This is a genomic window from Tissierella creatinophila DSM 6911 (assembly GCF_001940565.1).
Taxonomy (GTDB): Bacteria; Bacillota; Clostridia; order Tissierellales; family Tissierellaceae; genus Tissierella_A; species Tissierella_A creatinophila.
Genome location: NZ_LTDM01000018.1, coordinates 1 through 11,993 on the forward strand (window position 1 = coordinate 1; position 11,993 = coordinate 11,993).

Consider the following 11,993-nt stretch of genomic DNA (forward strand, 5'->3'; position numbering starts at 1 on the left):
AGTTTATCTAAGTGATAGAGTCATAGTCATGTCAACTAATAAGGGTAAAATAATGGAAGATATGAAAATAGAACTAGATAGGCCGAGGGATAGAAAATCTGAAGGATATAAGTATTATAAAGAAAAATTGACTTTAATATTAACAAAGTCAAATCCAGTATAGGTAGAGGGTAAAATGCTTTTTACAGCATCAGATCTATAAAAAATAATAGCCCCTATGGCATGGTGGAAGTATGAAGCAATCAACCAAACATAGATAGGGCTATTCTTATGAATAGAATTATATACAAATCATGATATAATAAGATAGTAATTATATTTTGAAAATAAAACATTTAAAAAGATAGAGGGGAAAATATGAAAATATTACATGTTTTAGCACAATTACCATCAAGGACAGGCTCAGGAGTGTACTTTTCAAATATGATAGAAGGTTTTAAAAAATATAAGCATGAACAAAAAGCTATCTTTGGAACTCAAGATAAATATCAATGGAATGTTTTAGAGAATAAAGATCAATATACTATAAATTTTAAAAGCGAAGAGTTACCATTTCCTATAGTTGGAATGAGTGATGTTATGCCTTATGAAAGCACAATCTATTCATAAGTTAAAGAGGATCTTCCTTTATTTAAAGAAAACTTAAAGAAAGCTATATTAGCTCAAATTGAAAAAGTAAGAGAAAAGAAAGAATGTCATAAAGAGATGGAATATAAAATAAAATCTTTTTCTTGGGAGGGATTGGTTGATTATATGAACAATATTATCAATTCTATAATTTAAGTGGAGGGATAAAATGTGTACTGGTATAAAAATAAATTATAAAGATGGCTGTGTGATGGGAAGGACAATGGATTTTGAGGTCCCTGTAAATTATAATGTACTTTATTTACCAAGAAACTATAATTTTTGTAATGATTTAATGGGTGAGCCGTTGTATACAAAGTATAAGACATTAGGAGTATGTTTTGAAAATAGGAATCCACTAAAAGATGGAGTAAATGAACATGGTTTGGTGGGAATTACTAATACTTTTTCAGGCTTTAATCTCTATGATAACAAGGTAAACCCAGAAAAGACAAATATTTCTAGTTTAAATTATTTTACTTATGCACTGGCAAAATATAAATCTGTAGAAGAGTTGATTGAAGACTTACCAAATATCCATATTTCTACTAAAGATAGTAGTGGAGAAAATGTAATATCACCAGATTTTCATTTTATGTTTGCAGATTCTACTAAAAGGTGTATTATTATAGAACCTAAAAAAAGAAAATTAGTATACTATGAAAATCCATATAATGTAATGACCAATTCTCCATGCTTTAAGTCTCATGTTAAAAGACTAAACAAACTCCTAGATTTAGATAATCTTGATGGATTTAATTCTTCTAAAGATTTACCAGGAGGATATGATCCATTTTCTAGATTTATTAAAGCTTTTTATCTAACTAAAATGAATGTAGAGTCCAACAGTCTTAATGAGGCACTTTCTCATTTTTATAATATAATGGGAGCGGTTACTATGCCAGAGGGGTTTGTGAAAAATAGAAAGTATAATGAAACTACTTATACTAGATATATCTGTTCTTATGACACAAGGGATAAGATATTAAATGTAAGGTCTCATACGAATCCAACGGTATATAATTTAACCTTTGAAGATATAGAAGAAGAGGATAAAAGACAATCATTTTTCTTAAATAATAGCTTTACTTCAGAAAAATTAATATAAACAATAAAGGTAAGACCATATAGTCTTACCTTTATTATTTTATAGGCTTCTATCTAAGAGTTGTATATACATACTAAATTTTATAACTCATATCCCAAAAACCCATCTCATATTCACATGCTTTAAGAAAGATTTGTATTAGTTTTTCTTCTTCTTTTTCATCTATGTCTTTACAGATGCTATCAACAAATTCAAAAGATTTTATACTAAAATCTTCAAAATCTTCTCCCGCATATGCATTGATCCAAGGAGCATAGTAATTATCTTGGAGATTATGATTAAAATTTTCCTGTAAAGTTTTACCTATATACTCATATGTTAAAGTACAAGCAAGAGCTGAGATAAATATCTCTTTTACATCTCCTGTTTTTGTAAAACTTAACATATAATCTAGATATTTTCTGTTTTCAGGTTTTACTTCCATATGGTCTACCTTGTATACATCTAAATCATAATCTTTAAGATACTGGGTATGCATATTTGTTTCATCTGCTACTACAACTCCCATACAGGTGTGTAAAAACTGAAGATTGGCGATATCATTTGTAAGTAAAAACACATGTGCATATACTTTTCCATATTCTTTAAGATAAAGGGAGTCCTGTATAAGATAGTTTTTAAACCTTTTTCTATCTAGCTCTCCACTTCCTAAGCCTTTTATAAAGGGATGAGCTATATAATCATCATAATACTTTTTAACTCTTGAATCTTTTAAAATTTTTTCAGAGAACTTCATAAATAGTCACCTCATCTTTGCAATATTTGTTTTAAATTTTTCATCGGTAAAACATTTAATACAATAATACTTAATAAAACTTCTACTCCATATCCGAAGAAATTGTATCCTATAGAATATTTCCATACATTCATTCCTTCAGGTGCAAATTGACTAAAGAAAATCACTCCTGATAAAACACTAAACCATGTCGACAATAATCCTGCTAATGTTGCACCTAAGATTATGGATGTTTTTTTATTAGTTCCAAAAATCGGTGTAAATGCTATTGTCATCATTACTCCAAAATAATCTAAAGGTAATTGTAATGGAAATAAGGGGGGCTTAAGAATTGCTTGTAGCGATGCAACAATTATGGCACATAAAAGGCCTTCTGGTATTCCAAATACAATCGAAAGGATCATTATAGGAAGAACGGATAACAAACTAAACCCTCCACCTTGGGGAAATGGAACTAGCTTTATCATATATAGCAAAATAGTTATAGCAGCCATGATTGCAATCCTAGTAAGGGATTTTGAAGTAAATTTAAAATCCTTTAATTTAATAATGCTTATAGTAAATAATGCTAGAGTTAAAACTATTGCCAAAATAATTTCGATCTTCATACTATTACCTCCTCGTATAATACGAAAAAAAGCTTGCTCCTGAGAATAGGAACAAGCTTAAAATTTATAAATTCAAATTTAGAGTTTATCCCTACGCTGGCATTATCCAGATCAGGTACAAGGGTTTTAATCGCTTTAGATTTTTTCTCAGCCTGATTGCACAAGCTCCCCAATATTTAATTATATCTATTGTAGCATATATCCATATAGTGTCAAGTCATTTAAATTTATAAGTAAAAGATATTTCAATTTCTATCTTGACAAACGGTGTACCATTTCGTATAATACACTTAGTACAATATACACACTAAATATATTAAAAGGAGGAAATCTATGTTTAATATAAATACTACAAGTGATAAACCTATATATGAACAGATCATAGATAATATAAAGGAATTATCCTTAAAAAAGATATTAAGACCAGAAGATAAACTGCCATCTGTAAGGCAGATGGCTAGTATGCTAGTAGTTAATCCCAATACAGTTAGCAAAGCATATCAAGAGTTAGAAAGACAGAAAATCATTCATACAGTTAGAGGACGTGGAACCTTTATCAGTTCTGAAACTGATTTTCCAGTAGACAAGGATCGAATAGCAAAAGCACTAGAAACTCTTAGAGATATTTGCATAGAGCTAGGACATTTAGGATTTGATAGAGAAAAGATAATTAAAGAAATAGAGAGGATATATTGTGATATAGAAAAAGGAGGTATAAAATGATAGAGGTAATAGGGGTAAGCAAAGTTTTTGGAGACTTTAGAGTCTTAGATAATATAGATATAAAGATAAAAAAAGGAGCTATCCATGGAATCATAGGAGAAAATGGAGCAGGAAAGACTACACTTTTACAAATGATGGCAGGAGTCTACGATGTTGAAGAAGGGAAAATTTTAATAGATGGCGAAAGTGTTTACGAAAACAATAAGATAAAAAATAAGATAGGATATGTGGCAGATAGAAATCAATACTTTAAAGATTATAAAGTAAGTGAAATGATAGACTTTTATGCTGGGATTTATGATGGATTCTCTAAGGAGGATTTTAAAGAATATAACAAGATATTTAAACTAGATATAAATAAAAAGATAAGACAACTATCTAAGGGAATGCAAATGAGACTATCTCTTATGTTAAATCTTTCTAATAGACCAGAAGTATTGATTTTAGATGAGCCAACATCAGGTCTTGATGCGATTGTTAAAAAAGAACTATTAGACATACTTATAGATCAAGTTTATGATAGAGATGTAACTATAGTGATAAGTTCTCATCATATAGGAGAATTAGAAAAGATCTGTGATGAAGTTACTATACTTAATAGGGGAAGAGTTAAATTTGGATCTAATATTGATGAAATCAAGGAAAATGTTAAGAAGTTACAGGTGATATTTAAAGAGGATGTAAAGGATAGAATTAACAAAATAGATGGTATTATAAATATTGAAAAAGTAGGCAGTGTATATTATTTAATTACTGATAACTATGGAGAAGAGTTAACAACTGATTTAAAAAATCTAGGAGCTGAGCTAATTGAAAATATAGGGCTTACTTTAGAGGAGATATTTATATATACTAACAAAAATATAGATAGGGGTGAAATAGATGAATAAATCCATATTAAAACATGAAATTAGATCTATGAAATGGATGATATTGCTGTCTATTTTAGCTAGTTTATTTTTAACTATAATGTTTAGCACGACTTTAGATAGCAGATATATAAACATATTTTCTAATGGAATATATTTAAATGAAGCTTTAATTCAAAGCGTTTTAAGAGATATAAATGAGATGACTTTAGTGATATTTACAGCTCTTTCTATAATACAGATATTTATGCAGTTTAGATCAGAAAAAAGTCAAGAAACAGGAAGATTTCTAAAATCTTTACCAGTTAAAAAAGAAGAATTTTTTAAGATTAAATTATCCACTGGATTAATTAATCTAAGTTTAGCCTTTATAGTTCTAGCAATAGGATTGATAATTGTAAGAGCTAATAATATGTTTTGGATAAAAGATATTCATAGTATAAGTTATTCCTCAAAAGCATTTATAAAAGCTGATAGTGCTATTAGTTTATTAAAGGAACTTGGGCTTATATATTTAGTAGTTCTTAGCTTTTACACATTTTTATTTATGGTTCAATATTCATTTAGCAATGTAGTAGGAGGAATAGTTACAGGAATACTCGTATGGCTAGCACCGATATTTATTGTTACTTCATCTATGTATACACTTGATAGACTTTCTTTTATTGGTATATATAACAGTCCTTTAGTAGTGAGTTTACTAAACTTTGGTAGATGGCTATTACCTTGGAGCTATGTTTTGGACCGTGACTACAATGTATTACCTTATGAAACAAATTCAACGCAAATTAGCATTATATCAAGCTTAGGGATTAAATATACAATAGCTTTACTTTTAATTTTAATAAATATAATAATAGCTTATAAATTTAATAAAAGTTCAAAAGTTGAAAATGAAAATAAGATAATAGTATTTAAAAGTATTAGAAAAATATTTATTTTTGGAGTTACTATTTGTAGTGGATTATTAGTTTCTACTATACTACACGATATAATTATGATACAAATTCCTACTATAATATATTCGATATTAATATTATTGGGTGGATTTATAGGATATTGGATAAGTCAAAAGATAACTAAAGTGGGAAATATATAGGAGGGATTTTATGAGAAAATTGTTATATGTTTTAGGACTTTCGCTTATACTTACAGGATGCTCCTCTAGTTATACAAGTTCAGAATATAAAGATATAATTGTACCAGAAAAGGTAGACTATATACTTGATAGTAATAATAAGGCTATGTATATAGATGATGATTTAAAAGAGGTTATCTTTGAGATAAATAATTTGAGAGAAAAATATAAAGATAGTAATGATGAAAATGAATCCAATCTTTTATATATAGATATATATGCTAATCATGATCTTACTATTAATTTTGATAATGAAAGTATTAACAATAAGGAGTATTTTAATGATGTAGTTGGAATATTGGATAAAAGCGTAGCCAAGGGATTAAAGGATTATATTGAAGAGGTAAAAGATAAAGAAATAGAAGATAATAAAATTGCTTTAAGAAAAATAGGAATGGTAGCAGTATATGCTGAAGATAGAGGAGAAAATAAAGAAAATTTTATATCTGTTAAGTTTAACTTTGCGAGTTTAAAAGATAAGTATTATAGTGATTTACTTAATAAGGTATCAAAAGATAAATATTTTTTAAACAATATAATAATGGGTGAAAAACTAAATATGATAGATTTTGTAAACCTCAATAATTTTCACCCAATATATGAGTATGGTTATTTTAGTATAAGATACAATATGTATTTAAAAGATAAGGATATTGAAAAGGTAAATATTCTTATGCAAGGCAAAGATGGATTGAAGTTAGAACAAGATGATATAGATGTGTTTGCAAATCTACTTGATACTTTGGAATTAAAGGAAAAAGAGAAAGATTTGTTATTAAATGATTATAAAGAGATACTTCAAACAAAAACTAAGAATAAAAATATATCTTTAGATAATTACAAAGTATTAATAAACACTACTAAAGGAAATAACTACTCAGGTGAAGGGAGAAAATTGGTATATTTTTCAATTGAAAAGAGTTAAGGAGGGAGAATTGTGACAGATAATATAAATTTAAAACAAAAAATAATTGGTAAAGTTGCAGAGTTTATGGTTCAGACAATATCTTCACCCCCTCTTATAGCAGAGATAAAGAAGTCTTTAGAGGATTCAAAGGTAGCATTTATTACTACTGCAGGGGTGCATCTTAAAAGTGACAAGCCATTTAATACTAGTGGAGACCATACCTTTAGAATTGTTCCTTTTGATGTTGATTTTAAGGACTTAACAATAACCCATGACCATTATGATAAAAAAGAAGCTCTAAAAGATATTAACTGCGTGTTTCCATTAGAAATCTTAAGAATTTTAAAAGATGAAGGATTTATTAAAGAGCTTGCACCTCGTAATTTTACCCTTATGGGATATGTCCCCCAAATAGAGGTATTAATAGAAGAATCTGCCCCTAAAATCGCAGATTTCTTAGTAGAAGACAATGTAGATATAGCACTGCTTTCCCCCGGCTGATATATATGTCATCAATCTGTAGGATTGATTCAAAGAGAAATAGAATCTCGTGGTATAAGAACAGCTTCTATTATGCATCTTCCAAAGGTAGCTAAAAAAGTTAGACCTCCTAGAATGATGCATATAAGATTTCCTCTTGGAAGAACATTTGGGAAAGCATTTGAAACCAATTTACAAATGAGCATTGTAAAAGATTTATTAAACTTTTCTATAACTGGAACACCGGAAGAATTAGTTAAGTTAAATTATAGGTGGAAATAAAGTTAATTTATAATAGAACGAGTTATTTAAAAAAGTATTGACTTCTTTCGTACTTTAATGTACGATTGTAAGTGAATAAAAAAATATTTTATGGAGGTATAATAATGAAAAATAAAGCGTTAAAGTTAATGTCTATTTTATTTGTTTTAACACTTGTATTAGTTGGTTGTGGAAAAGAAACGGACAAGCCAGCAGGTGGGGAAACAAATACAATGAAGTATATTAGTAGAGAGGATTTAAAAGAAAATATAGAATCAAAATCAGATGAGTATGTTATTTTAGATGCAAGAAAAGTAAAAGACTATGACACAAGTCATATAGATGGTGCATATACAGCAGATCAAGATGCTGCTAACAAGGGCGGAGACGATGAAAAGGGTAAAGAAAATTTAAAAGTAGCACTTAAAGAGGCAACAGGAAGTGAAACTGGAAATCCAGATGACAAATATGCATTAGTTTGTTATTCAGGTAAATCTTATGCACAAAAAGCAACAGATTTAATGATAGACTTAGGAATATCAGCCGATCAAATCTATACTTTAGAAGGCGGTATGGAAGCATGGGAAAAGGGTGGAGAAGAGTATAAAGCACTCTTAAAATAGATAGTACAATTAATTGTTATGGCTATTCATTTAAATATTTAAATGAATAGCCATTTAATAAATAAAAATACATTTCTAAGATGAGGTGGATTATGAGAGAAAAGATATCAAAATATAAATCAAAAATAATTCTTATTGGTATAATTTTAACATCAATCTTATTATATTTTTTTAATACTCGTGTAAATGAAACAATAAATAATATATTTTCAATGTTTGCCACAGGAGATTTTAAGATAGTTAAAGATTTTATAGATGAATATGGAACATATGCAATGCTTGTATCAGCAGCTCTGATGATTTTTCAATCAATAATGGCTCCACTACCTGCGTTTATTATTACTTTTGCAAATGCAAATCTATTTGGATGGTGGCAAGGGGCTATACTTTCTTGGTCAAGTGCAATGCTTGGAGCTATTCTTTGTTTCTATATATCTCGTATTTTAGGTAGAGATATGGTAGAGAAATTAACAAGCAAAGTAGGACTTGAAAGTGTTGATAAATTCTTTGAGAAACATGGCAAACACTCTATCTTAATAGCAAGACTACTTCCGTTTATATCTTTTGACATTGTAAGCTATGGGGCAGGGCTTACCTCTATGACTTTTCTACCTTTTGTAATAGCAACAGGTCTAGGTCAATTGCCTGCAACTGTTATCTATTCTTATGTGGGCGGTATGTTAACAGGAGGCGTACAACTTCTAGTAACTGGTCTTCTTATGTTATTTGCATTGTCGATATTTTTTGTACTGATAAAAAACATATTTTATTCGAAAGAAGCTAAAGAAAACAGATGAAAAGAAAAATAATAGAACATAGAAAGAGTTTATATTTTATATCAATATTGCTATTAGGGCTTTTTTTAAGTAGAAAGTTTGAATTAAGATCCTACTTAACCGATATCAATAGTTTAAAAGAAATTAAGACTATGATAGATAATAATTATATTGTTTCAATACTCCTATATTTAATCTTTACTATAATAGGTTCTTCAGTTTTAGCATTGCCTGGAATTACATTTGCTATAATAGCAGGTGGTTTATTTGGCCCCTGGTTAGGTAGCTTTTATTGTTTACTAGGTACAACTTTGGGAGCGATATTTTCATTTTTGCTTAGTAGATATTTATTAAAGGATTCTATAAAAGAGTTAGTTAAGAAAAATGAAAAATTATATAATATAATCTTTCAAACTGATTCCCAAAGGGAAATGCTAATCCTTATGATAACTAGACTACTACCTATATTTCCATTTAATCTTCAAAACTTTGCCTATGGGATAACAAATATTTCCGTTATAAAGTATACTCTAGGGACTTTTTTATTTATGATTCCAGGAATAATTATTTTTAGCCTAGGAACAGAAGGGGTAATAAACGGAACAGATAGAAATAATATGTTTTTAATAGCATCGATAATACTATCTCTTACAATTGTTTGTGGAGTATATTTATATAGAAGATATAAAATGTTAATAATAAGGGAGCAATATGAAAGATAAAGTAATTATTTTTTTTACAAGAATACCTACATTGGGTAAAACTAAAACTAGATTAGAATCTTTTTTAAATAAAGACCTATGCGTAAAACTTCAAACAGCATTTATAAAAGATATATATGGAAACATTAAGGATATGAAAATAGATATAATTGTAAACTATTCAGACCATGGTGATTTAGAAGTCTTAAAGGATATCATAGATAGAGAGGTATATTTTTTAAAGCAAGAAGGAAAAAACTTAGGCGAAAAGATGCATAATGCTATATCTTTTGCTTTAGAAAGATATAATAAGGTTGTTCTTATAGGTAGTGATATTCCTCTATTAAGCAAAAATGATATAAAAGTAGCTTTTAAAATACTGGATAAAAAAGAAATAGTAATTTCACCAACCCATGATGGTGGATATTATTTAATTGGAATGAAGAGAGAAAACAAAGATATATTCGATATAAAATATAGTACAAGCTCTGTATTTATTGAAACAATAGAAAAGATAAAAAGCATAGGAAGAACATATGGAGTGGGAAATCTTCAATTGGATATAGATGATAAGGATGACTTTTTAAGACTTCATAATATATTAAACGAAGAAAAGAGAAATTCATGCAAATTTACTAGAAAATTAGTAGATGAAATAATGGAAAATGGTGATAAAGATAAATAATATAAACCTAGACAATATAAAAAAAGATAAAAATTTTTTAAAAAAAATTGGGATAGATTCTAATGAAGAGTTTAGATTATTAGGTCAAGGAGAATATAATATCAATTATCTATTTAATTCAAAAACTTTTAATAAAGACTTAGTTTTAAGAATTGCAGTAGATAGTCAGATGAATTTAGATGATCAAATCAGTTATGAGTATAAAAGCTTAAATCTACTAAGAAATACGGATAGAACTCCAAAAGCTATTTACTGTGATAGTAGTAAAAATCTAATACCATATGACTTTTTAGTTATGGAATACCTTCCAGGGCGACATTTAGATTATAAAGAAGACTTAAAAATAGCGGCAGAAATTTTAGCGGATATTCACAATGAACCCGTACCAAAATATAATCACTTATTAAAACCAGAAAACCCAATAGAGTCAATCTATAGTGAGTGCTTAGAGATGTTTAAAGTCTATAGCGAGTCAACATGTGCAAAGGTAGAAATTAAAGACTCTATAGAGTGTTTACTAAAAAAGGGCAAGAGTATAAAGACTAAGGATATAGGAAGAAGAACTATAATAAATACAGAATTAAACTCTGGAAACTTTCTTATAAATGGTAAAAATCATAATAACTACATAATAGACTGGGAAAAGCCATTGTATGCTTATCCTGCTCAAGACTTAGGACACTTTCTAGCCCCTACAACCACATTTTGGAAAACTGATACTATTTTATCTAAAGAAGAGATTGATCTTTTTATAGAAGAGTATTGTAAACATTCTAATCAATACAAGGATAAAGAAGCACTTTACAGTAGTGTAAAGAGCTATCTATCTATAAATTGTCTAAGGGGAATAACCTGGTGTTCTATGGCTTATGTAGAGTATCAAGATCCAGATAAGATTATAGTAAACGATTATACATACAAAAAAATTAAAGCTTATCTTTCTAAAGACTTTTTAAAGAGAATAGAAAAAGAGTATTTAAATGAGTACTAAAATGGATAAAAATATTTCAATTATTATTCCAGTATATAACGAGGTTCACACGATAGATAAGCTAATAGACAATCTAGAACAATTTAAATCCTTATGCGAAATCATATTTGTTGATGGTGAAAGTAGTGATGGAACTGATATAAAGATTAAAAGAAAGTATAAACTTCTATACTCTCCTAAAAAGGGTCGTTCCAATCAGATGAACTATGGAGCTTCTAAATCAAAAGGAGATATCCTTCTTTTCCTTCATGCAGATAGTATCTTACCGGGTGATGCTCTTAGTCAAATTGAAATTGTAATCTCTAAGGGATATAAGATTGGTTGCTTTAAAATAGAGTTTGATAGTAGAACGATTCTTATGAAGATATGTTCATTTATGTCAAATTTAAGAGTTAAACTAAGAAACATAGGATTTGGAGATCAAGGAATATTTATAAAAAAAGATTACTTTTATAGATTAGGAGAGTTTAAAGGCATACCCATTATGGAAGATTATCAGCTTTCAATAGATATAAAAAGAGATGGAGAAAAGATAGCCCTAGTAAATTCAAAAATAATAACTTCAGAAAGGCGTTTTGTAAAAAATGGTAGATTTAAGACCATGATAAAGATGCAAAGATTGCAGCACATGTATAGAAAGGGAGAAGATATTGAAAAGATTGCAAATCTATATAAGTAATATTACTTATATAGATAATAATAGATTGCGATAATACCTTTTCAGTAGAGGATGAGATATAGACTTAAAAAAGGGTAAAAT

16 protein-coding genes and 1 riboswitch are annotated in these 11,993 nt (G+C 28.4%); of the genes, 14 read left to right on the plus strand and 2 right to left on the minus strand.

Annotated elements, in window-relative coordinates; all coding sequences use genetic code 11:
- The first annotated feature begins 357 nt into the window (after window positions 1-357).
- Window positions 358-609 carry a hypothetical protein gene (locus TICRE_RS06140; RefSeq protein WP_075726183.1) on the plus strand — a complete coding sequence of 84 codons (252 nt, stop codon included), beginning with the start codon at window positions 358-360 and terminating at the stop codon, window positions 607-609.
- Between the two features lie 187 nt (window positions 610-796).
- Window positions 797-1,735 carry a linear amide C-N hydrolase gene (locus tag TICRE_RS06145; protein ID WP_075726185.1) on the plus strand — a complete coding sequence of 313 codons (939 nt, stop codon included), beginning with the start codon at window positions 797-799 and terminating at the stop codon, window positions 1,733-1,735.
- Window positions 1,736-1,808: 73 nt separating this feature from the next.
- Here the strand turns inward: TICRE_RS06145 and tenA are convergent, their stop codons facing one another.
- Together tenA and TICRE_RS06155 are read right to left on the minus strand one after the other, a co-directional pair.
- The gene (gene tenA / locus TICRE_RS06150) at window positions 1,809-2,471 is read right to left on the minus strand and encodes a thiaminase II (RefSeq protein WP_075726187.1); all 663 of its coding nucleotides are present in this window, start codon (window positions 2,469-2,471) and stop codon (window positions 1,809-1,811) included.
- 11 nt (window positions 2,472-2,482) lie between these two features.
- Window positions 2,483-3,079 (minus strand): energy-coupled thiamine transporter ThiT, encoded by a 597-nt coding sequence (locus TICRE_RS06155; RefSeq protein ID WP_084191875.1) that lies wholly within the window; start codon window positions 3,077-3,079, stop codon window positions 2,483-2,485.
- A gap of 70 nt (window positions 3,080-3,149) precedes the next feature.
- Window positions 3,150-3,261: riboswitch (TPP riboswitch) on the minus strand.
- Window positions 3,262-3,412: 151 nt separating this feature from the next.
- On the opposite strand from TICRE_RS06155, the gene TICRE_RS06160 reads away from it, so the two are divergent.
- The 12 genes from TICRE_RS06160 to TICRE_RS06215 all read left to right on the plus strand — a co-directional run bounded on the left by TICRE_RS06160 (window position 3,413) and on the right by TICRE_RS06215 (window position 11,912).
- Window positions 3,413-3,802, plus strand: coding sequence for a GntR family transcriptional regulator (locus TICRE_RS06160; protein ID WP_075726189.1), 390 nt, complete (start codon window positions 3,413-3,415; stop codon window positions 3,800-3,802).
- On the plus strand, window positions 3,799-4,692 hold the full coding sequence (locus TICRE_RS06165; RefSeq protein WP_075726191.1) for an ABC transporter ATP-binding protein: 894 nt from the start codon (window positions 3,799-3,801) through the stop codon (window positions 4,690-4,692). The genes TICRE_RS06160 and TICRE_RS06165 overlap by 4 nt, the downstream gene beginning before the upstream one ends.
- Window positions 4,685-5,770: a hypothetical protein gene (locus tag TICRE_RS06170; RefSeq protein ID WP_075726193.1), complete on the plus strand. Its 1,086-nt coding sequence runs from the start codon at window positions 4,685-4,687 to the stop codon at window positions 5,768-5,770. Before TICRE_RS06165 ends, TICRE_RS06170 begins: the two co-directional genes overlap by 8 nt.
- A gap of 10 nt (window positions 5,771-5,780) precedes the next feature.
- On the plus strand, window positions 5,781-6,734 hold the full coding sequence (locus TICRE_RS06175) for a membrane lipoprotein lipid attachment site-containing protein (protein ID WP_075726195.1): 954 nt from the start codon (window positions 5,781-5,783) through the stop codon (window positions 6,732-6,734).
- 12 nt (window positions 6,735-6,746) lie between these two features.
- Window positions 6,747-7,217, plus strand: coding sequence for a glycine/sarcosine/betaine reductase selenoprotein B family protein (locus tag TICRE_RS06180; RefSeq protein WP_198927505.1), 471 nt, complete (start codon window positions 6,747-6,749; stop codon window positions 7,215-7,217).
- A gap of 24 nt (window positions 7,218-7,241) precedes the next feature.
- On the plus strand, window positions 7,242-7,478 hold the full coding sequence (locus TICRE_RS06185) for a hypothetical protein (protein WP_075726197.1): 237 nt from the start codon (window positions 7,242-7,244) through the stop codon (window positions 7,476-7,478).
- Window positions 7,479-7,582: 104 nt separating this feature from the next.
- Entirely contained in the window at window positions 7,583-8,080 is a 498-nt protein-coding gene (locus tag TICRE_RS06190; protein ID WP_075726199.1) for a rhodanese-like domain-containing protein, read from the plus strand.
- 92 nt (window positions 8,081-8,172) lie between these two features.
- Window positions 8,173-8,877 (plus strand): TVP38/TMEM64 family protein, encoded by a 705-nt coding sequence (locus TICRE_RS06195; RefSeq protein WP_075726201.1) that lies wholly within the window; start codon window positions 8,173-8,175, stop codon window positions 8,875-8,877.
- Window positions 8,874-9,578 (plus strand): TVP38/TMEM64 family protein, encoded by a 705-nt coding sequence (locus TICRE_RS06200; RefSeq protein ID WP_075726203.1) that lies wholly within the window; start codon window positions 8,874-8,876, stop codon window positions 9,576-9,578. The genes TICRE_RS06195 and TICRE_RS06200 overlap by 4 nt, the downstream gene beginning before the upstream one ends.
- Window positions 9,568-10,242, plus strand: coding sequence for a TIGR04282 family arsenosugar biosynthesis glycosyltransferase (locus TICRE_RS06205; RefSeq protein ID WP_075726205.1), 675 nt, complete (start codon window positions 9,568-9,570; stop codon window positions 10,240-10,242). Before TICRE_RS06200 ends, TICRE_RS06205 begins: the two co-directional genes overlap by 11 nt.
- Window positions 10,226-11,233: a phosphotransferase family protein gene (locus TICRE_RS06210; protein WP_233120155.1), complete on the plus strand. Its 1,008-nt coding sequence runs from the start codon at window positions 10,226-10,228 to the stop codon at window positions 11,231-11,233. Before TICRE_RS06205 ends, TICRE_RS06210 begins: the two co-directional genes overlap by 17 nt.
- Entirely contained in the window at window positions 11,223-11,912 is a 690-nt protein-coding gene (locus TICRE_RS06215; RefSeq protein WP_233120156.1) for a TIGR04283 family arsenosugar biosynthesis glycosyltransferase, read from the plus strand. The genes TICRE_RS06210 and TICRE_RS06215 overlap by 11 nt, the downstream gene beginning before the upstream one ends.
- Window positions 11,913-11,993 lie beyond the last annotated feature (81 nt).

Bases quoted from the DNA above. Each gene is read 5' to 3' on its own strand.
- TICRE_RS06170 (WP_075726193.1), top strand. From the start codon at position 4,685: ATGAATAAATCCATATTAAAACATGAAATTAGATCTATGAAATGGATG.
- TICRE_RS06200 (WP_075726203.1), top strand. From the start codon at position 8,874: ATGAAAAGAAAAATAATAGAACATAGAAAGAGTTTATATTTTATATCA.
- TICRE_RS06215 (WP_233120156.1), top strand. From the start codon at position 11,223: ATGAGTACTAAAATGGATAAAAATATTTCAATTATTATTCCAGTATAT.
- TICRE_RS06160 (WP_075726189.1), top strand. From the start codon at position 3,413: ATGTTTAATATAAATACTACAAGTGATAAACCTATATATGAACAGATC.
- TICRE_RS06195 (WP_075726201.1), top strand. From the start codon at position 8,173: ATGAGAGAAAAGATATCAAAATATAAATCAAAAATAATTCTTATTGGT.
- tenA (WP_075726187.1), bottom strand. From the start codon at position 2,471: ATGAAGTTCTCTGAAAAAATTTTAAAAGATTCAAGAGTTAAAAAGTAT.
- TICRE_RS06145 (WP_075726185.1), top strand. From the start codon at position 797: ATGTGTACTGGTATAAAAATAAATTATAAAGATGGCTGTGTGATGGGA.
- TICRE_RS06190 (WP_075726199.1), top strand. From the start codon at position 7,583: ATGAAAAATAAAGCGTTAAAGTTAATGTCTATTTTATTTGTTTTAACA.
- TICRE_RS06140 (WP_075726183.1), top strand. From the start codon at position 358: ATGAAAATATTACATGTTTTAGCACAATTACCATCAAGGACAGGCTCA.
- TICRE_RS06165 (WP_075726191.1), top strand. From the start codon at position 3,799: ATGATAGAGGTAATAGGGGTAAGCAAAGTTTTTGGAGACTTTAGAGTC.
- TICRE_RS06155 (WP_084191875.1), bottom strand. From the start codon at position 3,079: ATGAAGATCGAAATTATTTTGGCAATAGTTTTAACTCTAGCATTATTT.
- TICRE_RS06175 (WP_075726195.1), top strand. From the start codon at position 5,781: ATGAGAAAATTGTTATATGTTTTAGGACTTTCGCTTATACTTACAGGA.
- TICRE_RS06205 (WP_075726205.1), top strand. From the start codon at position 9,568: ATGAAAGATAAAGTAATTATTTTTTTTACAAGAATACCTACATTGGGT.